The following is a 25,639-nucleotide window of genomic DNA, read 5'->3' on the forward strand; positions in this document are numbered from 1 at the left end:
CTACGCTGTCGATTCGGACCCCCACAACCACCTGCAGTTGCGCCCGGCCGCCACGATCACCCGCTCAGAGTGCCCAACTGCCTGATCGGCGGCGCTTTTTCGCCCAGTAACCGGCCTGGCAGCTGCCCGTCGCTGCGACAAAACATCGCGAAACCCTTTGCCCGGGTCAGGCTGTTGGCGAAAGGCAGCCGGTCATTGACCTTGCCCCAGGGGCAAGCTCTAGCCTCGGCGTCGTCAGCCCAGTCAGGAGCTCTGAACATGCGTATTGCCCTTACCTCCACCCTGCTCGCCCTCACCCTGCTGGCGGGCGGCGTCGCCCAGGCCGCCGAGGCCCAGCACCCGGCCCACCAGGACATGCAGAAGAGCATGGAGACCATGCACCAGGGCATGGAAGAAGGCCTCAAGGCCAAGGACCCGGACCTGGCCTTCGCCAAGGGCATGCTGGCCCACCACGAGGGCGCCGTCGACATGGCCCGCTACCAGCTCCAGCACGGCAAGGACCCGGAGATGCGCACATTGGCCGAGGACATCATCCAGGCCCAGCAGAAGGAAATCGACCAGCTCAACCGCTGGATCAAGGCCCACGCCAAGTGATGGTGCACCGCGTCCGGGACTGGCACAGTGAGATACCAGTCCCGACGCGGAGACCGCCATGCTGATCGACCATCTGGATCATCTGGTCCTGACCACCACGGACCTCGCCGCCTGCGAGGATTTCTACACCCGGGTGCTGGGTATGCGCCTGGAAACGTTCGGCGCGGGGCGCAAGGCGCTGCGCTATGGCAACCAGAAGATCAATCTGCACGAGCGAGGGCACGAATTCGAACCCAAGGCCCACCTGCCGGTGCCGGGTGCCCTCGACCTCTGCTTTATCGCCCGTGAGCCGCTGGACCGGGTGATCGCCCATCTGCAGCGCGAGGGCTGGCCGATCATCGAGGGTCCGGTGGCGCGCACCGGCGCCACCGGACCGATTCGCTCGGTCTATGTGCGCGATCCCGACCTCAACCTGATCGAGATCGCCGAGTACCCGGGCTAGCGTGGCCGGCCAAACACCTGGGTCCAGTAGAGGCTGTGGGCGCTGCGCGGATTCAGGGCATAGGCCGCGCCCATCTCGGTGAATTCCGGATTCATCAGGTTGGCGCAGTGGCCCGGACTCGCCAGCCAGCCCTGCATGGCCTGGGTGACCGAACCGGCGCCGGCGGCGATGTTCTCGCCGATGCGGGTCCAGCCGTAACCCTGCCTGGCCACCCGCTCGGCCACGGTACCGCCGCCGGGTGCGGTATGGGAGAAGTAGTCGCGCCCGGCCATGTCCTGGCTGTGGGCCAGGGCGGCATTGGCCAGCGCCGGATTCCAGCGCAGCGGCGTGGTGACGGCGAAGCGGCGGGTGCCGCAGGTGCGCGCCTGGGCCCGGGCGCGATTGACCTCGGCCAGCACCGCCTTGCCGGCGGTCTGCCAGTCGCCCAGGCCGGCGCTCACCACCGGCCGCGCCAGCACCAGTTGCCAGCGCGGCCCCTGCTGGCTCACCCCGATCTGCGCATAGTCGCTGCTGGCCAGCGGTCGGCAGTACTGCTGGCGCAGCCCGGCCATGGCCGCCTGGGCGGTCGGCGCGCCCGCCAGCATGATCACCTGCACCGCCGACGCCTGATAACCCGCGGCGCGCAGATCGCTCTGCAGCCTATCGCGACCGGTCAGGCGTACCGCCGCCAGGCGACCGTCGGCGGCAAGGGGCGCCGCGGCGCGGGTGCCGGGGCAGCCCTGGGGCGCGGCGCGATAGGCGTTGATCAGGCTGACCAGCCGCGCCTCCTCGGGCGTCGCGGCGAGGGCGGCCTGGGTCAGCAGGGTCGAGGTCAGCAGCAGGGACAAGGCGGAAAGACGAGGCATGCGCGAGCGGATCCGGAAAACAGGGAAGCGCTATGTACCCGCCCTGTACCGGGGGCGCAACCCAAACGGTTCGCCAACCGAGGAACGGATGGCAGTTTGCTTGCAGGGGTGATTGGGGTAGGCTCGCCCGCTCATTCAACAGGAGTCTCTCCCATGGCCAAAGCCTCTGCCCGCCACATCCTGGTTTCCAGCGAAGACAAGTGCAACGAACTCAAAGCCGCCATCGAAGGGGGCGCCGACTTCGCCCAGGTGGCCAAGGACAACTCCAGCTGCCCCTCCAGCCGTCAGGGCGGCGACCTGGGCACCTTCCGCCCGGGCCAGATGGTCAAGGAATTCGACACCGTGGTGTTCAGCGCGCCGCTGCACCAGGTCCAGGGTCCGGTAAAGACCCAGTTCGGCTATCACCTGGTGGAAGTCACCAGCCGCGAGGATTGATCGCGCCGGTGCTCCCGCCCACGGCGGGAGCACCCTCCCCTCCCTGCGCCCAACCGGCTATCCTGCAGACTTACTGCCTCCCGAGGATAGCGCCATGTCCCTGCCCCTCGAACGTCACGGCCAGTGCCTGTGCGGCGCTGTTCAGCTGGATTGTCGCCTCGCTACCCTGGCCGTTTCGGCCTGCCATTGCCGGACCTGTCGCCGCTGGGGTGGCGGCCCGCTGCTGGCGGTGGAATGCGCCCAGCCACCGGTGATCGGTGGCGGCGACGCCCTGGCCATCTATGCCTCGTCCGACTGGGCCGAGCGCGGCTTCTGTCGCCACTGCGGCACCCACCTGTTCTACCGCCTCAAGGCCGAGCCGCACTACGCCATCCCGGTCGGCCTGCTCGAGGGCGCGGACTGGTGGCTGGACAGCGAGATCTTCATGGAGGAAAAGCCGGCCTGGTACTGCTTCACGCACTCGCATCGCCAGTTGACCGGGGCCGAAGCCCTGGCCGAGCACGACAGCCGGGACTAGCTGCCCGGGTTCGATTCCGGGCGCCGGCCATGACCGCTGGTCGCCTGACCCTGGGCGCCTCCGGGCACGGCGCTTAGCGCGCCAAGGCTCGTGCCAGAGCCCCATTCCCCTCCCCACCCCCGAGCCACCCTGCCCGCGTGCCTGCGGCCTGGGCGCACACCCCTATCAAGCCGCCGCCAAACGCGCCGATGCCTGGGTGAGCTCCCTTTCCCAGCCTGCCAGACAAGAGGAACAATCATGGGGTTTCTGCAACGCTTCGGCGCGCGTGCCCGCCAGGGCGGTAGCGGCGTGTTCAGCCTGACCTGCTCCGCTCGCGAATTGAGCGACCGCCTCGGCGGCGTCGCCTTCAAGCCCACCTACATCGCCGGGTTCGTCTCGCCGCACCTGGACCTGGACGCCATCGCCCGGCAACTGGCCGGGCGCTTTCCCGACGCCTCCATCAGCCTGTGCACCACGTCCGGCGAACTCTGCGGCAGCGAGTCACGCCTGTATTGCGCCGCCGACGGCGCCTGGGACCGGCTGGTGCTGCAATTCTTCGATGCCTCGGTCATCGCCTCGGCCGAGGTGGTGCACGTCCCGCTGGACAGCGAGGACATCCGCCGGGGCGGACCGCGGCGCAGCATGAAGGAACGCCTCGCCCGCCTGACCGAGTCGCTCAAGCGCCTGCAGGTACGCACGCCCATCGATCACCGCGATACCCTGGCCTTCGTGCTGTTCGACGGCCTGTCCGCCTCGGAATCCTTCTTCATGGAGGCGCTGTACGAGTCCGGCCGCTTCCCCTGCCTGTTCGTCGGCGGTTCCGCCGGCGGCAAGGGCGACTTCCGCCAGACGCTGTTGCACGATGGCCGCAAGGCCTATGAAAACCATGCCCAGCTGGTTTTCCTGAAGATGGCCAGGAATACCCGCTTCGGGGTGTTCAAGAGCCAGAATTTCAGCGCCACGCCGCTCAGCCTCAGTGTCCTCACCGCCTCCCTGGAAGAGCGCTACATCAGCCAGGTGGTCGACAGCCGCGGCCAGATCAAGAGCATGGTGGCGGCCCTCTGCGAGGCCCTGAGCTGCCGCGCCGAACAGCTGGAGCAGCGCCTGGCGGATTATTCCTTCGCCATCCGCGTGGGCGAGGAGCTGTTCGTCCGCTCCATCGCCCGCATCGACTACGAGCGCGAGCGCATCCACCTGTTCTGCGACGTGGCGCCCGGCGAAGAGCTGGTGATGGTCAAGCGCACCTCGCTGGTGGACGCCACCCGCCAGGACTTCGCGCGCTTCCTGCAGGGCAAGAGCGGCACCCCGCTGGTGGGCGTGCTCAACGATTGCATCCTGCGCCGCGCCAACAACGGCGCCGAGCTGCCGCGCATGGGCGAGGTGTTCGGCCAGACGCCGGTGGTGGGCTTTTCCACCTTTGGCGAGATCCTTGGCCTGAATCTCAACCAGACGCTCACCGCAGTGTTCTTTTTCCGCACCCCCGAAGGCGCGCCCTTCCGCGACGACTACGTCGACAACTTCGCCGCCCACTATGGCGAGTTCAAGGCCTTCTTCCTGCGTCGACAGATCAAGAAGCTGGCCGGCCTGAGCCAGGTGGTGGTCAACCAGATCAACGAATTCAAGCGGCAGAACTTCAGCGGCGTGGTGGATGCCCAGGGCCTCGACGACTCCATCCAGGCGGTGTTCGGCGGCCTCGCCGATCTCGGCCAGGTGTTGCGCCAGGCCCACCAGAGTCGCCAGGAGATCGGCGAGCAGTTGCGGCACTACTCCGGCGAATTGCACAGCAGCATGGACGATCTGGCGGGCAACATCCTGCAGCAGGGCGAGGTCACCCGCCAGGCCGACAGCACCGTGCAGCACCTCACCGAACAGGCCGAGGACGTGGTGCGCAGCGCCAACGAACTGAGCCAGTCGAGTCTGCGCATCCAGTCCATCGTCCAGGTGATCCAGCAGATCGCCGGCCAGACCAACCTGCTGGCGCTCAACGCGGCCATCGAGGCGGCGCGCGCCGGCGAGAGCGGCCGCGGCTTCGCGGTGGTGGCCGACGAGGTGCGCAACCTGGCGGCCATCACCCACAAGAACGCCGCCGAGATCGGCGCCGACATCGACCAGCTGTCCCGCGCCATCAGCGAGGTCGGCGCCCATATCGCCGGCCAGGCCGAGGACGTGGGCTCGCTGCAGGAGCTGCTCGCCGTCCTGCGCGAATCCGGGCGGCTCACCGCCCAGACCTCCCACCGCACCAAGGACATCGCCGATACCCTCACCGGCCTTACCGCCGCCACGTCGTCCTAGGCCAGAGGGACTTACCGTTCGTCGGCACTGACCGGCAAGTCTCGCCAGTCGCCCGCGCAGCTGCCCCTCACCAGGGGCAGATACCGGTGGGCGTCGGATCACCTTCCAAGTGACCGCAGGGTCACGGCCAGCGCCGTGGCTTGCGGGCCCCTTTTGCCCCTGTCGGCGACCCATGGGTCAGCAATAGACGCCCCAAACCCGCTCCCGGCCGCGTCTACGACTTTTGTAGTGACTATACGAAAGCACTACAAAACTCGATTGACGACGGCCTGATCTCCTGCAAATCTCTAGCTGCACCGGACGCGAACCCCCTATCCATGCGGGTCGCGCCTGGGCTCCGGGTGACCCTCGGGCCGTCTTGCGTAGTGATGCTCAAGAGGCACTACAAGAGAAGACGACTGAAATGCCGCGCTGCTCGAGGCAGCGTCGCCAGAGGTGACGTCCGGATCCATGCAGGAACGTACGGCGACATGACTCGACAGCTGGGCTGACCTTTCGCCTTCGCGACCGGCATCCGGGTGGCAACCACCATCCCGCTGCCGGACGTTGGGAAAAGACTGGTACCCAAGCCAACCTCATCGAGAAGGATCGACTCATGTCCGCTTACGAGAACGACGTTCAGACCATCGCCGCCCTCAAGAACAGCACCGGCAATCACTGGAGCGCCATCAATCCGGAATACGTCGCGAGGATGCGCCTGCAGAATCGCTTCAAGACCGGTCTCGACATCGCCCGCCACTGCGCGGCCATCATGCGCCGGGACATGGCCGCCTACGACGCCGACAGCAGCGCCTACACCCAGTCGCTGGGCTGCTGGCACGGTTTCATCGGGCAGCAGAAGCTGATCGCCATCAAGAAGCACCTGGGCAGCACGAAAGGCCGCTACCTCTACCTGTCGGGCTGGATGATCGCCGCGCTGCGTTCGGAATTCGGCCCGCTGCCCGATCAGTCCATGCACGAGAAGACCAGCGTGCCGGCGCTGATCGAAGAGCTCTACACCTTCCTGCGCCAGGCCGACGCCCGCGAGCTGGCCATACTGTTCCGCGATCTGGACGCCGCCCGCGCCGCCGACGAGAACGCCAAGGCCGCTGCCATCCAGGCGAAGATCGATAACTACGAGACCCACGTGGTGCCGATCATCGCCGACATCGACGCCGGTTTCGGCAACGCCGAGGCCACCTACCTGCTGGCCAAGAAGATGATCGAGGCTGGAGCCTGCTGCATCCAGCTGGAAAACCAGGTCTCCGACGAGAAGCAGTGCGGCCACCAGGACGGCAAGGTCACGGTGCCCCACGAGGACTTCCTGGCCAAGATCAACGCCGTGCGCTACGCCTTCCTCGAACTGGGCGTGGACGAGGGCGTCATCGTCGCCCGCACCGATTCCCTGGGCGCCGGCCTGACCAAGCAGATCGCCGTGAGCAAGCAGCCGGGCGACCTGGGCGACCAGTACAACGGCTTCCTCGACTGCGACGAGGTGGACGCCAGCCAGCTGGGCAACGGCGATGTCCTGATCAGCCGCGGCGGCAAGCTGCTCCGGCCCAAGCGCCTGGCCAGCGGGCTGTTCCAGTTCCGTGCCGGCAGCGGTGTGGACCGGGTGGTGCTGGACTGCATCACCTCGCTGCAGAACGGCGCCGACCTGCTGTGGATCGAGACCGAGAAGCCTCACGTCGGCCAGATCAAGGCCATGGTCGACCGCATCCGCGAAGTCGTGCCCAACGCCAAGCTGGTCTACAACAACAGTCCCTCCTTCAACTGGACCCTGAGTTTCCGCCAGCAGGTGTTCGACGCCCTGCAGGCCGAGGGCAAGGACGTGTCCGCCTACGACCGCGCCAGGCTGATGAGCGTGGACTACGACGACACCGAGCTGGGGCGCCTGGCCGATGCGCGGATCCAGAGCTTCCAGCGCGATGCGGCACGGGAAGCGGGCATCTTCCACCACCTGATCACCCTGCCCACCTACCACACCGCGGCGCTGTCCACCGACAACCTGGCCAAGGGCTACTTCGCCGAGGAAGGCATGCTGGCCTACGTCAAGGGCGTGCAGCGCCAGGAGATCCGCCAGGGCATCGCCTGCGTCAAGCACCAGAACATGGCCGGCTCGGACATGGGCGACGACCACAAGGAATACTTTGCCGGCGAGGCCGCCCTCAAGGCGGCGGGCAAGGACAACACCATGAACCAGTTCCATTGATCACGGCCACTGCGGAGGACACGCTCATGAACCTGAACGACAACCCCTGCCTGGACGACCTCAAGCGCCTGTTCGGCCGGCTCAAGGACAAGAACCACACCCACATCCTCTGGGTCTGCGAGAGCGGCGCGGTGCACGTTGACCGCCTGCCCGGCGGCGAGACGCCCGAGCAGTTCGAAGAGCGCCATCCCAGCCTGCGCATCCGCTTCAAGACCTACAACAAGGGCGGCGGCTACGTCGGCAAGTCGGCCGCGGCGGACGACAACTTCATCAGAAGCGTCCACGCCGCCCTGCAGGAGCACTGGCGCCTGGCCGGTCGGCAGCAGCAGCCGGCCTATGTGGATCGCTACTGCTAGCCATGAAAAAGGGCGCGACGGGTGGTTGATCACCCGCCACGCCCTGCCCCAACCTCCGAGGCGACTCGTCCGCTCCTGCATGGCCCTGCAGGCTCGGTCGAGTCGCCTCCTTTATTTGGTTAGGCTTGTTTGAGCAGTCGCCGAGCGAAGGTCAGGCAAGGCAAGAATCAGCGAGGAAGCGGACCGGGCTCGCGAACGAGTTTACGAGCGGTAAATGAGCATTCCGACTGGGCTGGCATTCCAGCTGATTTTTAACGCAGCATGACCGAGCGCAGGCACTTTTCAGACAATGCCTAGAGGACGAACAGATCCACGAAGCGATGCACCGGAGTGGCCTCCAGTCCCGCCTGGTCCTTGCACAGCTCGAAGATCTGGGCGCAGCGACCGGCCGGGAAGCGCGTCGCCAGGTTGCTCTGGAATTTGCGCTCCAGCAGCGGAATGCCCTCCTCGCGGCGACGGCGATGACCAATGGGATATTCCACGGCGATCTTCTCGGTGCTGCTGCCGTCGGTGAAGAACACCTGCAGGGCGTTGGCGATGGAACGCTTGTCGGCTTCCAGGTATTCGCGGCTGTAGCGTTCGTCCTCGACGATCTCCATCTTCTCGCGCAGCTGGTCGATGCGCGGATGGGCCTGGTGGAAGGCGTCCTCATAGTGCTCGGCGACCAGGTCGCCGAACAGCAGCGGTACGGCGATCATGTACTGCAGGCAGTGGTCGCGGTCGGCGGCGTTGGCCATGGGGCCCTGCTTGGAGATGATGCGGATGGCCGATTCGTGGGTGGTCACCACGATCTTCTCGATCTGATCGACGCGATCGCGCACCTGGGGATGCAGGATCACCGCGGCTTCGGCGGCGGTCTGGGCATGGAATTCCGCCGGGAAGCTGATCTTGAACAGCACGTGTTCCATCACGTAGCTGCCGAAGGCCTGGGGAAAGCTGAATTGGCGCTGATCGGCCGGCTTGGTGGCCAGGTCCTTGTTGGTGTGGCTGAACAGCACGTCGTAGAAGCCCCACTGGGGTGCGCTGAGCACGCCGGGAATGCCCATCTCGCCGCGCAGGGCGATATCGGCCAGGCGCACGCCGCGACTGGAGGCGTCGCCGGCGGCCCAGGACTTGCGGCTGCCGGCATTGGGCGCATGGCGATAGGTGCGCAGCGCCTGGCCATCGACGAAGGCGTGGGAAAGCGCCGCCAGCAGCTGCTCGCGGTTGGCGCCCATCAGCTTGGCGCTGACCGCGGTGGAAGCCAGCTTGACCAGGAAGACGTGGTCCAGGCCAACGCGGTTGAAGGAGTTCTCCAGGCCGAAGATGCCCTGGATCTCGTGGGCCATGACCATGGCTTCCAGCACCTGGCGCATGGTCAGGGGCGCTTCGCCCTGGGCCACGCGGCGCTGGGAGAGGTGGTCGGCCACCGCCAGGATGGCACCGAGGTTGTCGGAGGGATGGCCCCACTCGGCGGCCAGCCAGGTGTCGTTGTAGTCCAGCCAGCGAATGATGCAGCCGATGTCCCAGGCCGCCTTGACCGGATCCAGGCGATAGCTGGTGCCCGGCACCCGCGCTCCCTGGGGCACCACGGTGCCCTCCACCTGGGGGCCGAGCAGCTTGGTGCATTCGGGGAAGCGCAGGGACAGCAGGCCGCAGCCGAGGGTGTCCATCAGGCAGTTGCGGGCGGTGTCCAGGGCCTCGCGGGAGGTGACCTGGTAGGTCAGCACGTAGTCGGCCAGGTCCTGGATGACCTGGTCGTAGTCGGGCCGGTTGTTGAGATCGACGTTGGCGCTCATGGGGTTTTGATTCCTTATCGTGGTCATGGCGGTCCGCCGATGCGGCCGCTGCTACGGGGCTAGGTTCATCGCGGCCATGGGCCGCTCCTACAGGACCCTCTCGCCCTTGTAAAAGCGGCCCATGGCCGCGATCAGGTTTGTTCAGCGGTTGGCGATGGGCGTGAAAGCACGTTGCTCGACGCCGGTGTAGTCCGCACTGGGGCGGATGATGCGGTTGTCGGCGCGCTGCTCGAAGACGTGGGCGCACCAGCCGGCCGTGCGCGAGCAGACGAAGATCGGCGTGAACAGCGGCGTCGGGATACCGAGGAAGTGATAGGCCGAGGCATGGTAGAAGTCGGCGTTGGGGAACAGCCCCTTCTCTTCCTTCATAGTGCGGTCGATGGCTTCCGAGACCGGGAACAGCACGCGGTCGCCCACCTCCGCCGCCAGTTGCCGGGCGTAGTCCTTGATCACCTCGTTGCGCGGATCGCTGTCGCGGTAGATGGCGTGGCCGAAGCCCATCACCTTCTCCTTGCGTTCGAGCATCTGCTTGAGGCCGGTGACCGCCGCCTCGGGCGAGGCGAAGCGCTCGATCAGCGCCATGGCCGCCTCGTTGGCCCCACCGTGCAGCGGCCCGCGCAGGGAGCCGATGGCGCCGGTGACGCAGGAATAGAGGTCGGACAGCGTCGAGGCGCAGACCCGGGCGGTAAAGGTGGAGGCGTTGAATTCGTGCTCGGCATAGAGGATCAGCGAGACGTTCATCACCCGGGCATGCAACTCGCTGGGCGCCTTGCCGTGCAGCAGGGTGAGGAAGTGGCTGGCGATGTCCGGGGCGTCGCTGCTGCAGTCGATGCGGGTGCCGCGCTGGCTGAAGTGGTGCCAGTAGAGCAGGATCGCCGGAAAGGCGCCGAGCAGGCGATCGGCCACCTGCTGCTGGTCGGCGAAGCTGTGCTCCGGCTCCAGGGTGCCCAGCAAGGAGGCGCCGGTACGCATCACGTCCATGGGGTGGGCGCTGGCGGGGATGCGCTCCAGGCCTTCCTTGAGCGGCTGCGGCAGGTCGCGCAGGGCCGCCAGGCGCTGGCGATAGGCGTCCAGTTGCGCTTGCGTGGGCAGCTCGCCATAGAGCAACAGGTGGGCGACTTCCTCGAAGTCGGCCTGAGCGGCCAGTTCACGAATGTCATAGCCCCGGTAAGTGAGGCCGGCGCCGGTCTTGCCGACGGTGCAAAGCGCGGTGCGGCCGGCGACCTGGCCACGCAGGCCGGCGCCGCCGAGGGTTTTGCTGTCTGCCATCGTCTCGCTCCTCTTGGAGTTGTTGTGCGAAAAAGCGGGCGTTCAGGGTGGAGCGTCAGTTCTTCTGCTGCTGGAACAGGCGATCCAGCTGATCCTCGTAGCGGTGATAGTCGATGCGGTCATAGAGCTCGGCGCGGGTCTGCATGGTGTCGACCACCGCCTGCTGGCTGCCGTCGCGGCGGATCGCCGTGTAGACGTTTTCGGCGGCGCGATTGGCCGCACGGAAGGCCGACAGCGGATAGAGCACCAGGCCGACATCGGCCCCGGCCAGCTCCTCGGTGGTGAACAGCGGCGTGGCGCCGAATTCGGTGATGTTGGCCAGGATCGGCACCCCTACCGCCTGGGCGAACTGGCGGTACATGGGCAGCTCGGTCATGGCCTCGGGAAAGATCATGTCGGCGCCGGCCTCGACGCAGGCGCAGGCGCGGTCAATGGCGGCCTGCAGGCCCTCCACCGCCAGGGCATCGGTGCGCGCCATGATGACGAAGTCGGGATCGGTACGGGCATCCACCGCGGCCTTGATACGATCCACCATCTCCTGCTGGCTGACGATCTCCTTGCCCGGCCGATGGCCGCAGCGCTTGGCGCCCACCTGGTCCTCGATGTGCATGGCCGCCGCGCCGGCCTTGATCAGCGACCGGACGGTGCGCGCCACGTTGAAGGCCGAGGCGCCGAAGCCGGTGTCGACATCCACCAGCAGTGGCAGGTCGCAGACATCGGTGATGCGGCGGACGTCGATGAGCACGTCTTCCAGGCCGCTGATGCCCAGGTCCGGCAGGCCCAGGGAGCCGGCCGCGACGCCGCCGCCGGACAGGTAGATGGCCTGGAAACCGGCGCGCCTGGCCAGCAGCGCATGGTTGGCGTTGAGGGCGCCGACCACCTGCAGCGGGCGTTCGGCGGCGACGGCGGCGCGGAATTTCTGGCCGGGACTGACGGCAGGCATGGCGTTACCTCGACTGATCTTGGACTAGGGGATGGTGCTGCAGATTGCGCTTGGAGGCGGCGATGTGGCGGCGCATCAGCAGCTCGGCCAGTTCGCCATCACCCTCGGCCAGGGCATCGAGGATGCGATGGTGCTCGGCGAAAGCCTGGCGCGGCCGATTGGGGGTGGCGGAGACCTTGAGCCGGTACATGCGCACCAGGTGATAGAGCTCGCCGCAGAGCAGCCGCACCAGCATGCCGTTGCCGCTGGCCTGGATGATGCGGTAGTGGAAGTCGTGGTCGCCTTCCTGCAGGTAGTAGCCGGTGCCGGCCTGGAACGCCGGATCGCGCTCGTGGGTATCCAGCAGCCGGCGCAGTTCGTCGATGCCCTGGGACGTGAGGCGTTCGGCTGCCAGGCGGCAGGCCATGCCCTCGAGGGATTCGCGGATTTCGTAGAGTTCGACCAGCTCGGCCAGGCTCAGGGCGGCGACCCGGGCGCCGGCATGGGGCACCCGCACCACCAGGCGCTGGCCTTCCAGCCGGTGGATGGCTTCGCGCAGCGGCCCGCGGCTGATGCCATAGGTGCGGGCCAGCTCCGGCTCGGAAATCTTGCTGCCCGGCGCCACATCGCCACGGACGATGGCCTCGCGGATCCGGCGGAACACCTGCTCGGAAAGGGTCCCGCTGTCGGTCTCGGGCGCTTCGGCCTGGAGGGGGCTATCGATCATTGTCGACACCTTTTGTGTTTATGGGCTGAATAACTACGCCTCAACGCCTTTCCCGTCAACATCTGTCGACAATCCAGCTGTGACAGCCTGTATCTCGCTCCGCTAGAGGCGGTTCGCTACACTAGCGCGCCGTCCCTCCCAGCCGACCTCGCCATGCCCCTCTGCCACCTGCATCCCCTGCCCTACCACGCCGATCCCACCGTGCGTTTCGCCTTGCTGCAGGGCGAACCCGGCGCGGTGCTGTTGGACTCCGGGCGGCCAGTGGCCGAGCGGGGGCGCTACGACCTCATGGCAGCCTGGCCGCTGCAGGTGCTGCAGCCCGCTGCCGGTGAAACGGGCCACGCCTTCTTCACGCGGACGCGCGCGGCCCTCGCCAGCCTGGGTCGCGCCGACCTGCCGGAGGGTGCGGACCTGCCCTTCGCCGGTGGCCTGCTGGGCTATCTTGGCTACGACTTCGGCCGGCGCCTGGAGCGCCTACCCGCGGGCGCCCGCGCCGACCTGGCACTACCCGATGCGCGGCTGGGCCTCCATGCCTGGGCGCTGGTCAGCGATCACCAGGCGCGGACCAGCCAACTGGTCTGCCATCCGGCGCTGGACGCCGGGGAACGCCAGCGACTGATCGCCCTGTTCGACGCCGGGGAGGCGCCCAGGGCCGAGGGCTTCCGGCTGACCGCCCCCTTCGCCGCCGACATCGACGAGCCCACCTATCGCCAGCGCATCGAGGCCATCCAGGCCTATATCGCCGCCGGCGACTGCTATCAGGTCAACTTTGCCCAGCGCTTTCGCGCGCCTTTCCAGGGTTCGCCCTGGACCGCCTACCAGGCCCTGCGCGCGGCCTGCCCGACGCCCTTCTCCGGCTATCTGGCGCTGGAGCGCGGCGCCCTGCTCAGCCATTCGCCGGAGCGCTTTCTGCGGGTGAGCCGTGGTCAGGTGGAAACCCGTCCGATCAAGGGCACCCGGCCGCGCCGCGCCGCGCCTGGCGCCGATGCCGCCGAAGCCAAGGCCCTGCTGGCCAGCCCCAAGGATCGCGCCGAGAACCTGATGATCGTCGACCTGCTGCGCAACGACCTGGGGCGCAGCTGCCGGATCGGCTCGGTACGGGTGCCCGAGCTGTTCGTCCTGGAGAGCTATCCCAACGTCCATCACCTGGTCAGCGCCGTCACCGGTGACCTGGCCGCGGGGCTGGACGCCCTGGACCTGCTGGCCGGCAGTTTCCCTGGTGGCTCCATCACCGGCGCACCGAAGATCCGCGCCATGCAGATCATCGACGAGCTGGAAGAAACCCGGCGCGGTCCCTATTGCGGCTCGCTGCTCTATCTGGACGTGCGCGGCGAGAGCGACAGCTCCATCCTGATCCGCAGCCTGCTGGCGGAAGACGGCGTGCTCAGTTGCTGGGGCGGCGGCGGCATCGTCATGGATTCGCACTGGGCCGACGAATACGCCGAGTCCCTGGCCAAGGTGCGGGTGCTGCTGGAGACGCTGGCAGCCCACAGCTGATCCGGCTTTGCTACCATGGCCTCATCCCTTCCCCGGCTGGAGCCCGCCATGTCCCTCGATCTCGCCCGCATCAACGCCGACCTCGGCCGCGATCCCGAAAAGCTCGTCGCCTGGGCCCTGGGCCTGGGCAAGAGCGCCATCGTCACCACCAACTTCCGCCCCTTCGAGGCGGTGATCCTGCACCTGGTCAGCCAGGTCAAGCCGGACATCCCGGTGGTCTGGATGGACAGTGGCTACAACACCCCCGCCACCTACCGTTGCGCCGACGAGATCGTGCGCAAGCTCGATCTCAACCTGGTGACCTACCTGCCCAGGCGCTCGCGTGCCCATCGCGAGGCCATCGACGGCCCGGTGCCGGGGCTGGACGATCCGCGCCACGCCGCCTTCACCGAAGAGGTCAAGCTGGAGCCCTTCGCCCGCGCCCTGCGCGAGACCGCCCCTGAGGTCTGGTTCACCGCCCTGCGTGCCACCGACACCGCGGTGCGCGCCCAGATGGACCCGGTCAGCGTCAATCCGGACGGCCTGATCAAGGTCGCGCCGCTGCTGCACTGGACCTCCAAGGACCTCTACCAGTACCTCACCGCCCACGACCTGCCCAACGAATTCGACTACTTCGATCCCACCAAGGGTGACGAGAACCGCGAGTGCGGCCTGCACCTCGCCCACTGAGTCGATACCTCCCGCGCGCTCGGTCCCGGGCGCGCCCTGCTTCCGCTGAAACATCGCCCATGACCGCTTCCCGCCCTATCCACTCCCGCAAGGGCGTCTTTGCCGTGGTGCTCGGCAACGCCGTGGAGTTCTTCGACTTCGGCGTCTACGCCACCTTCGCCGTGCTCATCGGCCAGGTGTTCTTTCCTTCGCAGAATGCCTTCGCCAGCCTGATGGCCAGCGTCATCACCTTTGGCGTCGGCTTCGTCGTCCGCCCGCTGGGCGCCATTCTCATCGGCGCCTGGGCCGACCGCGTCGGGCGCAAGCCGGCGATGCTGCTGACCATGGTGCTGATGGCGCTGGGCACCGGCGGCATCGCCGTGCTGCCAGGCTATGAGCAGATCGGCATCGCCGCGCCCATCCTGCTGGTGCTGACGCGCCTGCTGCAGGGCCTGGCCTGGGGTGGCGAAGCCGGCCCGGCCACCACCTACATCCTGGAAGCGGCGCCGCTGCACAAGAGGGGCACCTACGCCTGCTGGCAGGTGGTGGCCCAGGGGCTGGCCGCGGTGGCGGCCGGTCTGATCGGCTACGGCCTGACCCTCTGGCTGACGCCGGAGCAGCTGCTGGCCTGGGGTTGGCGCCTGCCCTTCCTGCTGGGCCTGGCGATCCTGCCCATCGGCCTCTATATCCGCCGTGGCCTGGTGGATACCCACGTCGGCGAAACCCGGGGCACCGGCGCGGTGCTGGGCGAGGTGCTGGCCACCCAGCGGCGGCCGCTGCTGCTGGGGCTGCTGATCCTCTCCGGCAGCACCATCACCCAGTATTTCCTCAACTACATGACCACCTTCGCCCTGGTGGAACTGAAGCTGCCGGCCGGGATCGCCATGCTCGCCACCCTGGTGATGGGCGCGGCCATGGCGGTCTGCTCGATCCTGGGCGGTGTGCTCAGCGATCGCTATGGCCGGCGCATCGTGCTGATCCTGCCGCGACTGCTTTTGCTGGTGCTGCTCTATCCGGCGCTGGAGCTCATCACCCAGGCGCCTGGCCCCGGCACCTTCCTGCTGACCCTGGCGGTGCTCTCCGGCTTGCACGGCATGAGCGGCGCGGCCCTGATCGTGCTGCTGGTGGAAAGCTTTCCGCAGCGGGTGCGCGCCACCGGCTTCTCGCTGGTCTATGCGCTGGGGGTGGCGGCCTTCGGCGGCACCGCCCAGATCGTGGTGACCTGGCTGATCGGCGCCACCGGCGATCGCATGGCGCCGGCCGCCTACCTGCTGGTGGCCAATCTGGTGTGTCTCGGCGCCGCCTGGTTCGCCGCCGAGACCTGTCCGGGGCGTCAGCCGGCGGAACGCTCCGCGGCATAACCCTCTTCCCGCCGGTTCTTGCGCTCCAGGCGGGCATAGACGATGCCGGTGAGCAAGAGGCCGAACAGCAGCACCGCGGCCAGCAGATAGAGTCCCGAGGCCAGGGTGCCGGTGGCCGCCTTGAGCGCACCGATGCCATAGGGGCCGAGATAACCGCCGAGATTGCCCACCGAGTTGATCAGGGCGATACCGGCTGCAGCGCTGGCCCCGGCGAAGAAGCGTCCGGGCAGGGTCCAGAACAGCGCGGTGAGGGAAAACAGACAGAAGGCCACCACCGACAGCGCCGCCAGTTGCAGCACGGCAGTGCCGAACCAGGCGCTGCCGGCCATGGCCAGGGCGCCTACCCCATAGAGCACGGCCAGGTGCCCATAGCGATCGCCGAGGCGATCGGAACTGCGCGGCACGATGAGCAGGCCGAGAATGCCGAAGGCGTAGGGAATGGCGGAAATGAAGCCGGTGGTGAGATCGCTGCCGCCGAACTGGTGGATCAACGTCGGCAGCCACAGCCCCAGGCCATAGATGCTCAGGGTCACCGGCAGATAGTAGAGCGCCAGGAGCAGCACCCGGCGATCCTTGAGCGCATGCAGGGGATTGCCATGGCGGGTCTGGTCGAAGAGGTGCAGGTCCTTTTCCAGCTCCGTGGCCAGCCAGCGCTTTTCATCGGCGTCCAGCCAGGCGACCTGTTGCGGACCATCCGGCAAGCGGGTCAGGGTCGGCCAGGCCAGCAGCACCGCCGGCGCGCCGATGCAGAGGAACAGCCACTGCCAGCCGTGCAGGCCGAGTGCGCCATCCAGTTGCAGCAGCATGCCCGACAGCGGTCCCGTCACCAGCATGGCGATCGGCTGGGAGAGGATGAACAGCCCCATGATCTTGCCGCGATGGCGTACCGGGAACCACTGGGTAAGGTAGTAGAGCACGCCGGGAAAGAAGCCGGCCTCGGCCGCACCCAGCAGGAAGCGCATGACATAGAAGCTGTTCGGTCCCTGGACGAAGGCCATGCCCATGGTGATGGCACCCCAGGTCACCAGGATGCGGGCGAACCAGCGGCGCGCACCGAAGCGTTCCAGCAGCAGGTTGCTGGGCACCTCGCAGAGGAAATAGCCAATGAAGAACAGCCCGGCACCAAGGCCGTAGGCGGCATCGCCGATACCGATGTCGGCGCCCATGTGCAGCTTGGCGAAGCCTACGGCGGAGCGGTCGATGTAGGCGACCAGATAGAGCAATACGAGAAAGGGGACCAGCTTGAGCGTGATCCGACGGATGAGGGCGGATTCAGGGTGCATGGCGTTCTCCGACTTGTTGTTGTTGTGCGGTTGAAGCGCAGATCGCTCGAAATTCTAACGTACTATCATTGAATCGTTAAATACCAAAATCAGGCCATTAATCGGCTCTTAAGCTAATTTTGATAATACTAAAATATTGTTACGAAGTAGGAAATCTTATCTCTTGATTTCCGCTGATCCCCGTTACAGAGCCGCTTGGCCCGCCATAACATCGGTTATCGCGCTGATGGTGTTATAGTGATGGCACGACGACTTCGGATGCCTTTCGATGAATTACAAGACACCGCTGCCGCGCAAAAGCAGACACGCTCGCATCGTCCATGAGCTCGGCACCCAGATCGTGTCTGGGCACTTCCTGCCAGAACAGCGCCTGCCCCCCGAGGCGCAGCTGTGCGAAGAGTACGAAGTGAGCCGCCCCGTCCTGCGTGAGGCCACCCGGGTGCTCGTGGCCAAGGGCCTGGTCAGGTCCAAGCCCAAGGTCGGTACCGTGGTCAAGCCACGCAACGAATGGCATTTGCTCGATCCGGACGTGCTCCATTGGCTGCTGCAGAGCGATTCGCGGCACAGCTTCTACGAGACCCTGGTCAAGGTGCGCAACATCATCGAGCCGGAGGTCGCCGCCATGGCGGCTGCCAACGCCCAGCCTGAAGACGTCAAGGCCATCGAGGACGCCTACGAGCGGATGGAGCAGGCGGCCGACATCGCCAACATGGCCGAGCCGGACATGGCCTTCCACCTGTCCATCGCCACGGCCACCCACAACGAATTGCTGACGCACCTCTACAGCATCATGCTGCTGCCGGTGCGGGACTATCTGGAACGCTCCTCGGCGCTGTTCGCCGCCGGAGACAGCCTCAACCTGCTGGTCTCCCGGCACAAGGCGATCCTTACCGCGATCCAGCACCGCGACCCGCTGACCGCTCGCCACGCCGCCATCGCCCAGTTGGCCGGTGTCGATGACATGGTCGCCGAAGCCTTCCGGCCGCAGCCCTTGTCTGAAGGTGAAATTTCGTATGATCATTGAGGGCAAGAACCCACTCGCGGTATGCCCTCATGTCCAGCAGCTACCATGCCTCTACCGTAGAACAACTCGGCCAGCGACTCGCGGCCGGGCAATTTCCACCCGGTAGCGCCCTCAAGGTAGAGGCGGACCTCTGCCAGGAACTGGGCGTCAGCCGCACCATCCTGCGCGAGGCGATCAAGACCCTGGCGGCCAAGGGCATGCTGGAAGTCGGCCCCAAGGTCGGTACCCGGGTCCTGCCGCTCAGTCGCTGGAATCTTTTCGATACCCAGGTGGTGGGCTGGCTGGCCACGGGCGGTCTGCCCGCTCATTTCGTCAAGGACCTGCTGGACCTGCGCCACGCCATCGAGCCGGCGGCGGTACGCTGGGCCTGCGAAAGGGCCACCCCCGAGCAGGTCCAGGCGATCCAGGTCGCCTACCAGCACCTGGAAGCGTCCCTCAATGGCGGCGACTACAACACCGCCGACCAGCGCTTCCACGAATGCGTCCTGGCGGCCAGCCACAATCAGTTCATCGAGCAGATGGTGCCTGCCCTGGGCGCACTGCTGGCAGCCTCCTTCACCCTGTCGTCGGCCGATCCCGACGAATTGCGGCGCACCCTCCCCCTGCACAAGACCCTGGCCGACGGTATCGCCTCGCGCGATGCCGCGCGCGCCGTCTGGGCCTGCATGATGCTGATCGACAGCGCGGCGGTGACCCTGGCGCGCTATACCGACTGACGTCGCGCCCGGCGCAACCTGCGCTGCGTTTCAGGTTCCCATGCCTGAACTTTTCGTCCTGCCACAACAAGAGAGGTGAACGATGGACTGGCAGCCGCTGCTTCCCCAGCGCTTCAAACTGGCCGAGGGCCCCTTCTGGGACCAGGAGACCCAGGCGCTCTACTGGGTAGACATCGCCGGCTTCAAGGCCTGCCGCCTGCGCGGCGAGCATTATCAGGAATGGCAGCTGGATCGCCCCTGCTCCGCCTTCGTGCCCACGGTCCGCGGCGATGCCCTGGTGACCCTGCCGAACGGCGTCTTCCGCCTGGATCTCGATTCCCCGCCCGAGCGTCCCGCCCTGGAACTCTTCTGCGTCGCCGATCCCGATCCGGGCAATCGCGGCAACGAGGCGCGTTGTGACGCCCAGGGGCGTCTGTGGCTGGGCACCATGCAGAACAACCTCGATGCCCAGGGCGGCGACGTGGCCATCGACCGGCACTCGGGCGGTCTGTTCCGCATCGATCCCGACGGCAGCGTCAGCCGTCACGCCAGCGACCTCGGCATCGCCAACACCCTGGTGTGGAGCGCCGCCGACAACCACGTCATCAGCGCCGACACCCTCAAGGACACCCTCTATCGCTACCCGCTGGATGCCAGTGGCAACCTGGGGACCCCCACCGTCTGGGCCGGTCCCCACGAGCGCGGCTCGCCGGACGGCTCGGCCATCGACAGCGAAGGCTGCGTATGGAACGCGCGCTGGGATGGCAACTGCCTGCTGCGCTTCTCGCCGGAGGGCGAGCTGCTGGAGATCGTCGAGCTGCCCGTGCAGCGGCCCACCAGCTGCGTCTTCGGCGGAGCGGATCTGCGCACCCTCTACGTCACCAGTGCCGCCGCCGACGGTACCCTCGACGGCGCCCTGCTCAAGGCGACCGCGCCGGTAGCCGGCATGCCCTGCCACAGGTTCGCCGGCTGATTCATCCTACCGACCCAGGCGTCCTTTCGCGGCGCCTTTCCGCTTCCGGCCCTATGTAACAGCTCGGTGACAGAGGTGACGAAAAATCTCGTCACCTTTTTCTTGCGCCCGCATCCATCCAATCATAATATCAATAAAGAGCGGCGTCGTCTGACCTCCACGACGGCAGCCCGCCGCCTTGCATTGCCTGGCCACACCAATAAAAACAAGGAGTTCCAGCTATGTTCCGTGTTCCGGGAGTTCGTTCTCTGCTGCGTGCCGCCCTCGCTGCCGGCGCTGTCAGCCTGTCCCTTTCTGCTTTCGCTGCCGATCCGGTCAAGATCGGTTTCCTGGTCAAGCAACCCGAGGAACCCTGGTTCCAGACCGAGTGGGCCTTCGCCGAGAAAGCTGCCAAGGACAAGGGCTTCACCCTGCTCAAGATCGCCGTGCCGGATGGCGAGAAGACCCTCGCCGCCATCGACAGCCTGGCCGCCAACGGCGCCAAGGGCTTCGTCATCTGCCCGCCCGACGTTTCTCTCGGCCCGGCCATCGTCGCCAAGGCCAAGCTCAACGATCTCAAGGTCATGGCCGTGGACGACCGCTTCGTCGACGCCAAAGGCAAGTTCATGGAAGACGTGCCCTACCTGGGCATGGCGGCCTTCGAGGTCGGTCAGCAGCAGGGCGCCGCCATGGCCGCCGAAGCCGAGAAGCGTGGCTGGAAGTGGGATGACACCTATGCGGTGATCAACACCTACAACGAACTGGACACCGGCAAGAAGCGCACCGACGGCTCAGTGGAAGCCCTGAAGAAGGCCGGTCTGCCCGCCGACCACATCATCTTCGCGCCGCAGAAGACCCTGGACGTGCCCGGCAGCATGGACTCCACCACCTCCGCCCTGGTCAAGCTGCCCTCGGGCGCCAAGCACCTGATCATCGGCGGCATGAACGACAACACCGTGTTGGGCGGCGTCCGCGCCACCGAAAGCGCCGGCTTCAAGGCCGACCAGGTGATCGGCATCGGCATCAATGGCACCGACGCCATCGGCGAACTGAAGAAACCCAACAGCGGCTTCTTCGGTTCCATGCTGCCCAGCCCCCACGAAGAGGGCTACCAGACCGCCAGCATGATGTACGAGTGGGTGACTACCGGTAAGGAACCGCCCAAGTACACCGCAATGGACAAGGTCACCCTCATCACCCGCGCCAATTTCCAGCAAGAGCTGGAAAAGATCGGCCTCTGGAAGTGATGACCCCGGCGGCGCCCGAGCTGGCGCCGCCCCCTTTCATATTGGAGCCTTTATTACGATTTAGCGAGCTAGCGACAAACAAGGCGAAAAGGCTTTAGGAAGCGCAGTTTACGATTAGTAAATGAGCATTCCGAAAGGCTTTTCAACACAGTTTGGCCGACGCGCAGCAGATCGTAAAAAGGTTGTGACAGGAGTGCCTCATGGCAGCCTTGGAACACACCACCGCCCAGAGCGCCGACAGCCTCGGTTTCGTCGGCATCGGCAAGACCTTTCCCGGCGTCAAGGCGCTCGCCGACATCTCCTTCACCGTGCGTCCCGGTTCCGTGCATGCCCTCATGGGCGAGAACGGCGCCGGCAAGTCGACCCTGCTGAAGATCCTCAGCGGCTACCACGCCCCCACCACCGGCCACCTCAACATCGATGGCCAGGAACTGGTGTTCAAGAGCACCGCCGAAGCCATCCGTGCCGGCGTCGCCGTGATCCAGCAGGAATTGCAGCTGGTGCCGGAGATGACGGTCGCCGAAAATCTCTTTCTCGGGCACCTGCCGGCGCGCTACGGCATCGTCAATCGCGGTCATCTGCGCCGCCAGGCCCTGGACCTGCTCAAGGGCCTGGCCGAAGAGATCGACCCCAACACCAAGGTCGGGCGCCTGTCGCTCGGTCAGCGCCAACTGGTCGAGATCGCCAAGGCGCTCTCCCGCGGCGCCCGCGTCATCGCCTTCGACGAGCCGACCAGCTCGCTGTCCGCCCGCGAGACCGATCGGCTGATGACCATCATCGGCCGGCTGCGCGATGAAGGCCGGGTGGTGCTCTATGTCTCCCACCGCATGGAAGAGGTCTTCCGCATCTGCGATGCGGTGACGGTGTTCAAGGACGGCCGCCATGTGCGCACCATCGAGCGCCTGGCCGACATCACCCCCGACCAGCTGATCACCCTGATGGTCGGCCGCGATCTCGCCGACATCTACGACTACCGCCCGCGCGAGATCGGCGGCGGCTGTCTCAAGGTCGAGGGCCTGCTCGGCCAGGGCCTGCAGCAGCCGGTCGGTTTCGAGGTCTGCCAGGGTGAGATCCTCGGCCTGTTCGGCCTGGTCGGCGCCGGTCGCACCGAGCTGTTGCGCCTGCTGGCGGGTCTGGAAAAACACAAGGCCGGCAGCCTGAGTCTCAAGGGCGCCCCGGTCAGTCTGAGATCGCCGCGTGACGCCATCGCCGCCGGCATCCTGCTCTGCCCGGAAGATCGCAAGAAGGAAGGCATCGTGCCCCTGGCCAGCGTGGCCGAGAACATCAACATCAGCGCCCGCGCCCATCACGCCAGCCTCGGCTGCCTGATCCAGGGCCGCTGGGAAAAGGCCAACGCCGAAAAGCAGATTCGCGCGCTGAACGTGAAGACGCCCCATGCCGGGCAGAAGATCAAGAATCTCTCCGGCGGCAACCAGCAGAAGGCCATCCTCGGTCGCTGGCTATCGATGCCCATGCAGGTGTTGCTGCTCGACGAACCCACCCGCGGCATCGACGTGGGCGCCAAGTCGGAGATCTACGCCATCATCCATGACCTCGCCGCCCGCGGCATCGCCGTGGTGGTGGTGTCCAGCGACCTGATGGAAGTCATGGGCGTGGCCGATCGCATCCTGGTGATGAGCGAAGGCGCCATCACCGGCGAGGTGGCCCGCGCCGAGTTCAACGACGAGCGCCTGCTGCAGCTCGCCCTGCCCCGTACCCGGGCCTGATGAAAACAAGAAAAGAGGTTCAGTCCATGTCCGCCCAACCCCACAGCCTGACCCCGCCGCGCCGCGGCTTCGACATGCGTCGCTTCCTCGACGACTGGGCCATGATGCTGGCCGCCGTCGTCATCTTCACCCTCTGCGCGCTGTTCGTGCAGAACTTCCTCTCGCCGCTGAACATGCGCGGTCTGGGCCTGGCGATCTCCACCGTGGGCATCGCCGCCTGCACCATGCTGTTCTGCCTGGCCTCCGGCCACTTCGACCTCTCGGTGGGTTCGGTCATCGCCTGTGCCGGGGTGGTCGCCGCGGTGGTGATGCGCGAGTTCGACAGCGTCTTTCTCGGCGTCGCCGCCGCCCTGGCCATGGGCCTGGTGGTCGGCCTGATCAACGGCCTGGTGATCGCCAAGCTCAAGATCAACGCCCTGATCACCACGCTGGCGACCATGCAGATCGTGCGTGGCCTGGGCTACATCTTCTCCGACGGCAAGGCCGTGGGCGTCTCCCAGGAGCAGTTCTTCGTGTTCGGCAACGGCCAGCTGTTCGGCCTGCCGGTGCCCATCGTCATCACCCTGCTGTGCATCCTGTTCTTTGGCTGGCTGCTCAACTACACCACCTTCGGCCGCAACACCATGGCCATCGGTGGTAACGAGGAAGCCGCGCTGCTGGCCGGCGTCCACGTCGATCGCACCAAGATCATCATCTTCGCCATGCACGGGGTGATCGGCGCCCTGGCCGGCGTGGTGCTGGCCTCGCGGATGACCTCCGGCCAGCCGATGATCGGCCAGGGCTTCGAACTCACGGTGATCTCCGCCTGCGTGCTGGGCGGGGTTTCCCTGGCCGGCGGCATCGGCATGATCCGCCACGTGATCGCCGGCGTGCTGATCCTGGCGATCATCGAGAACGCCATGAACCTGAAGAACATCGACACCTTCTACCAGTACGTCATCCGCGGAACCATCCTGCTGCTGGCCGTGGTGATCGACCGCTTCAAGCAGCGCTAAACCCAGACTCTGTTCTCCTCCGCGGCGCCAGGGGCGCCGCGCCGGGGACCGCTTTGCCCGTGAAATGCCCGAGGACAAGACAATGACCACGCCCAAACGCCCGCTCCGCTCCGCCCAGTGGTTTGGCAGCAACGACAAGAACGGCTTCATGTACCGCAGCTGGATGAAGAATCAGGGCATCCCGGACCACGAATTCCAGGGCAAGCCCGTCATCGGCATCTGCAACACCTGGTCCGAGCTGACCCCCTGCAACGCCCACTTCCGCAAGATCGCCGAACACGTCAAGCGCGGCATCTACGAGGCCGGCGGCTTCCCGGTGGAATTCCCGGTGTTCTCCAACGGCGAATCCAACCTCAGACCCACCGCCATGCTGACCCGCAACCTGGCCAGCATGGACGTGGAAGAGGCGATCCGCGGCAACCCGGTGGACGCCGTGGTGCTGCTCACCGGCTGCGACAAGACCACGCCGGCGCTGCTGATGGGCGCCGCCAGCTGTGACGTGCCGGCCATCGTCGTCACCGGCGGCCCCATGCTCAACGGCAAGCACCACGGCCGCGACATCGGCGCCGGCACCATCGTCTGGCAGATGCACGAGGCCTACAAGGCCGGTGCCATCGACCTCAACGAGTTCCTTTCCGCCGAAGCCGGGATGTCGCGTTCGGCCGGTACCTGCAACACCATGGGCACCGCCTCCACCATGGCCTGCATGGCCGAGGCCCTGGGCACCTCGCTGCCGCACAACGCCGCCATTCCGGCGGTGGATTCGCGGCGCTACGTGCTGGCGCACCTGTCCGGCATGCGCATCGTCGAGATGGTGGAAGAAGACCTGCGGCTGTCGAAGATCCTCACCAAGGAAGCCTTCGAGAACGCCATTCGCGTCAACGCCGCCATCGGCGGTTCCACCAACGCGGTGATCCACCTCAAGGCCATCGCCGGCCGCATCGGCGTGGACCTGGAGCTGGATGACTGGACCCGGGTCGGCCGCGGCACCCCCACCATCGTCGACCTGCAGCCCTCCGGCCGCTTCCTGATGGAAGAGTTCTACTATGCCGGCGGCCTGCCGGCGGTGATCCGCCGCATGGGCGAAGCCAAGCTGCTGCCCCATCCCGAGGCGCTGACCGCCAACGGCAAGAGCCTCTGGGCCAACTGCGCCGAGGCGCCCATCTACGGCGACGACGAGGTCATCCGCGCCCTGGACAACCCGCTGCGCGCCGATGGCGGCATCTGCGTGCTGCGCGGCAACCTGGCGCCCAAGGGCGCGGTGCTCAAGCCCTCGGCCGCGACCCCGGCGCTCATGCAGCATCGCGGTCGCGCCGTGGTGTTCGAGAACCTGGAAGACTACAAGGCGCGCATCGTCGACCCGGACCTGGATATCGACGAGACCTGCGTGATGGTGCTGAAGAACTGCGGACCCAAGGGTTATCCGGGCATGGCCGAGGTGGGCAACATGGGCCTGCCGGCCAAGCTGCTGGCCAAGGGCATCACCGACATGGTGCGCATCTCCGACGCCCGCATGAGCGGCACCGCCTATGGCACCGTGGTCCTGCACGTGGCGCCCGAGGCCTCGGCCGGCGGCCCGCTGGCGGTGGTCCACGAAGGCGACATGATCGAACTGGACTGCGCTTCCGGGCGCCTGCACCTGGATATCTCCGACGAAGAACTGGCCGCGCGCCTGGCCGACTGGCAACCGCCGGCCGACCAGCTGCTGGCCGGCGGTTATCGTCGCCTCTACGTCAACCACGTGCTGCAGGCCGACGAAGGCTGCGACTTCGACTTCCTGGTCGGTTGCCGCGGCGCCGAGGTGCCCCGCCACTCCCATTGACCGGCTTCTACCGTTGGGCTTCGCTGCACTCAACCCAACCT

General features: G+C 66.6%; 23 protein-coding genes. 17 read left to right on the forward strand and 6 right to left on the reverse strand.

Annotated elements, in window-relative coordinates:
* Nucleotides 1-258 precede the first annotated feature (258 nt).
* Together copM and PVZ77_RS17310 are read left to right on the forward strand one after the other, a co-directional pair.
* Nucleotides 259-594: a CopM family metallochaperone gene (gene copM / locus PVZ77_RS17305; RefSeq protein ID WP_273807759.1), complete on the forward strand. Its 336-nt coding sequence runs from the start codon at nucleotides 259-261 to the stop codon at nucleotides 592-594.
* Nucleotides 595-655: 61 nt separating this feature from the next.
* Nucleotides 656-1,036 carry a VOC family protein gene (locus tag PVZ77_RS17310; RefSeq protein ID WP_273808045.1) on the forward strand — a complete coding sequence of 127 codons (381 nt, stop codon included), beginning with the start codon at nucleotides 656-658 and terminating at the stop codon, nucleotides 1,034-1,036.
* On the opposite strand, the gene PVZ77_RS17315 is transcribed toward PVZ77_RS17310, so the two are convergent.
* Nucleotides 1,033-1,881 carry a CAP domain-containing protein gene (locus tag PVZ77_RS17315; protein ID WP_273807760.1) on the reverse strand — a complete coding sequence of 283 codons (849 nt, stop codon included), beginning with the start codon at nucleotides 1,879-1,881 and terminating at the stop codon, nucleotides 1,033-1,035. The two genes, PVZ77_RS17310 and PVZ77_RS17315, sit on opposite strands and share 4 nt — an antisense overlap.
* A 153-nt stretch (nucleotides 1,882-2,034) precedes the next feature.
* Here PVZ77_RS17315 and PVZ77_RS17320 point away from each other — a divergent pair, with 153 nt between their 5' ends.
* The 5 genes from PVZ77_RS17320 to PVZ77_RS17340 all read left to right on the forward strand — a co-directional run bounded on the left by PVZ77_RS17320 (nucleotide 2,035) and on the right by PVZ77_RS17340 (nucleotide 7,651).
* Nucleotides 2,035-2,316: a peptidylprolyl isomerase gene (locus tag PVZ77_RS17320; protein ID WP_064307472.1), complete on the forward strand. Its 282-nt coding sequence runs from the start codon at nucleotides 2,035-2,037 to the stop codon at nucleotides 2,314-2,316.
* A 94-nt stretch (nucleotides 2,317-2,410) separates the two neighbouring features.
* Entirely contained in the window at nucleotides 2,411-2,833 is a 423-nt protein-coding gene (locus PVZ77_RS17325; protein ID WP_273807761.1) for a GFA family protein, read from the forward strand.
* A gap of 237 nt (nucleotides 2,834-3,070) precedes the next feature.
* Complete coding sequence (locus PVZ77_RS17330) at nucleotides 3,071-5,104, forward strand: methyl-accepting chemotaxis protein (protein ID WP_273807762.1); 2,034 nt, start codon at nucleotides 3,071-3,073, stop codon at nucleotides 5,102-5,104.
* A gap of 595 nt (nucleotides 5,105-5,699) precedes the next feature.
* Nucleotides 5,700-7,295: an isocitrate lyase gene (locus tag PVZ77_RS17335; protein WP_273807763.1), complete on the forward strand. Its 1,596-nt coding sequence runs from the start codon at nucleotides 5,700-5,702 to the stop codon at nucleotides 7,293-7,295.
* A 26-nt stretch (nucleotides 7,296-7,321) separates the two neighbouring features.
* Nucleotides 7,322-7,651: a hypothetical protein gene (locus tag PVZ77_RS17340; RefSeq protein WP_273807764.1), complete on the forward strand. Its 330-nt coding sequence runs from the start codon at nucleotides 7,322-7,324 to the stop codon at nucleotides 7,649-7,651.
* Between the two features lie 293 nt (nucleotides 7,652-7,944).
* Here PVZ77_RS17340 and prpD read toward each other — a convergent pair whose 3' ends face one another.
* From prpD to PVZ77_RS17360, 4 genes are all read right to left on the reverse strand, one after another.
* Nucleotides 7,945-9,429: a 2-methylcitrate dehydratase gene (gene prpD / locus PVZ77_RS17345; protein ID WP_273807765.1), complete on the reverse strand. Its 1,485-nt coding sequence runs from the start codon at nucleotides 9,427-9,429 to the stop codon at nucleotides 7,945-7,947.
* Between the two features lie 141 nt (nucleotides 9,430-9,570).
* Complete coding sequence (prpC, locus tag PVZ77_RS17350; RefSeq protein ID WP_273807767.1) at nucleotides 9,571-10,698, reverse strand: bifunctional 2-methylcitrate synthase/citrate synthase; 1,128 nt, start codon at nucleotides 10,696-10,698, stop codon at nucleotides 9,571-9,573.
* A 55-nt stretch (nucleotides 10,699-10,753) separates the two neighbouring features.
* Nucleotides 10,754-11,641 carry a methylisocitrate lyase gene (gene prpB / locus PVZ77_RS17355; protein WP_273807769.1) on the reverse strand — a complete coding sequence of 296 codons (888 nt, stop codon included), beginning with the start codon at nucleotides 11,639-11,641 and terminating at the stop codon, nucleotides 10,754-10,756.
* A gap of 4 nt (nucleotides 11,642-11,645) precedes the next feature.
* Nucleotides 11,646-12,347: a GntR family transcriptional regulator gene (locus PVZ77_RS17360; RefSeq protein WP_273807770.1), complete on the reverse strand. Its 702-nt coding sequence runs from the start codon at nucleotides 12,345-12,347 to the stop codon at nucleotides 11,646-11,648.
* A 153-nt stretch (nucleotides 12,348-12,500) separates the two neighbouring features.
* On the opposite strand from PVZ77_RS17360, the gene pabB reads away from it, so the two are divergent.
* Genes pabB through PVZ77_RS17375 form a run of 3 tightly spaced genes read left to right on the forward strand, consistent with a single transcriptional unit; the run spans nucleotide 12,501 to nucleotide 15,853 of the window.
* Nucleotides 12,501-13,844 (forward strand): aminodeoxychorismate synthase component I, encoded by a 1,344-nt coding sequence (pabB, locus tag PVZ77_RS17365; protein WP_273807771.1) that lies wholly within the window; start codon nucleotides 12,501-12,503, stop codon nucleotides 13,842-13,844.
* Between the two features lie 48 nt (nucleotides 13,845-13,892).
* Complete coding sequence (locus PVZ77_RS17370; protein ID WP_273807772.1) at nucleotides 13,893-14,513, forward strand: phosphoadenosine phosphosulfate reductase domain-containing protein; 621 nt, start codon at nucleotides 13,893-13,895, stop codon at nucleotides 14,511-14,513.
* A 59-nt stretch (nucleotides 14,514-14,572) separates the two neighbouring features.
* Nucleotides 14,573-15,853, forward strand: a complete 1,281-nt coding sequence (locus tag PVZ77_RS17375; RefSeq protein ID WP_273807773.1) for an MFS transporter — start codon at nucleotides 14,573-14,575, stop codon at nucleotides 15,851-15,853.
* On the opposite strand, the gene PVZ77_RS17380 is transcribed toward PVZ77_RS17375, so the two are convergent.
* Nucleotides 15,826-17,136, reverse strand: coding sequence for an MFS transporter (locus tag PVZ77_RS17380; RefSeq protein WP_273807774.1), 1,311 nt, complete (start codon nucleotides 17,134-17,136; stop codon nucleotides 15,826-15,828). The genes PVZ77_RS17375 and PVZ77_RS17380 overlap by 28 nt on opposite strands.
* A 268-nt stretch (nucleotides 17,137-17,404) precedes the next feature.
* Here PVZ77_RS17380 and PVZ77_RS17385 point away from each other — a divergent pair, with 268 nt between their 5' ends.
* The 7 genes from PVZ77_RS17385 (at nucleotide 17,405) to PVZ77_RS17415 (ending at nucleotide 25,598) form a co-directional block, all read left to right on the forward strand.
* Nucleotides 17,405-18,160, forward strand: a complete 756-nt coding sequence (locus tag PVZ77_RS17385; RefSeq protein ID WP_273807775.1) for a FadR/GntR family transcriptional regulator — start codon at nucleotides 17,405-17,407, stop codon at nucleotides 18,158-18,160.
* A gap of 29 nt (nucleotides 18,161-18,189) precedes the next feature.
* Nucleotides 18,190-18,876 carry a FadR/GntR family transcriptional regulator gene (locus PVZ77_RS17390; RefSeq protein WP_132831943.1) on the forward strand — a complete coding sequence of 229 codons (687 nt, stop codon included), beginning with the start codon at nucleotides 18,190-18,192 and terminating at the stop codon, nucleotides 18,874-18,876.
* Nucleotides 18,877-18,958: 82 nt separating this feature from the next.
* Complete coding sequence (locus PVZ77_RS17395) at nucleotides 18,959-19,828, forward strand: SMP-30/gluconolactonase/LRE family protein (protein WP_273807776.1); 870 nt, start codon at nucleotides 18,959-18,961, stop codon at nucleotides 19,826-19,828.
* A 221-nt stretch (nucleotides 19,829-20,049) separates the two neighbouring features.
* Nucleotides 20,050-21,054, forward strand: coding sequence for a substrate-binding domain-containing protein (locus PVZ77_RS17400; protein WP_140217469.1), 1,005 nt, complete (start codon nucleotides 20,050-20,052; stop codon nucleotides 21,052-21,054).
* 200 nt (nucleotides 21,055-21,254) lie between these two features.
* Nucleotides 21,255-22,781, forward strand: coding sequence for an L-arabinose ABC transporter ATP-binding protein AraG (gene araG, locus PVZ77_RS17405; protein ID WP_273807779.1), 1,527 nt, complete (start codon nucleotides 21,255-21,257; stop codon nucleotides 22,779-22,781).
* Nucleotides 22,782-22,807: 26 nt separating this feature from the next.
* Entirely contained in the window at nucleotides 22,808-23,776 is a 969-nt protein-coding gene (araH, locus tag PVZ77_RS17410; protein WP_166655940.1) for an L-arabinose ABC transporter permease AraH, read from the forward strand.
* 82 nt (nucleotides 23,777-23,858) lie between these two features.
* Nucleotides 23,859-25,598 carry an IlvD/Edd family dehydratase gene (locus PVZ77_RS17415; RefSeq protein WP_273807780.1) on the forward strand — a complete coding sequence of 580 codons (1,740 nt, stop codon included), beginning with the start codon at nucleotides 23,859-23,861 and terminating at the stop codon, nucleotides 25,596-25,598.
* Nucleotides 25,599-25,639 lie beyond the last annotated feature (41 nt).

It is taken from the genome of Pseudomonas sp. SHLD1, from assembly GCF_028640935.1.
GTDB lineage: Bacteria > Pseudomonadota > Gammaproteobacteria > Pseudomonadales > Pseudomonadaceae > Chryseomonas > Chryseomonas aestiva.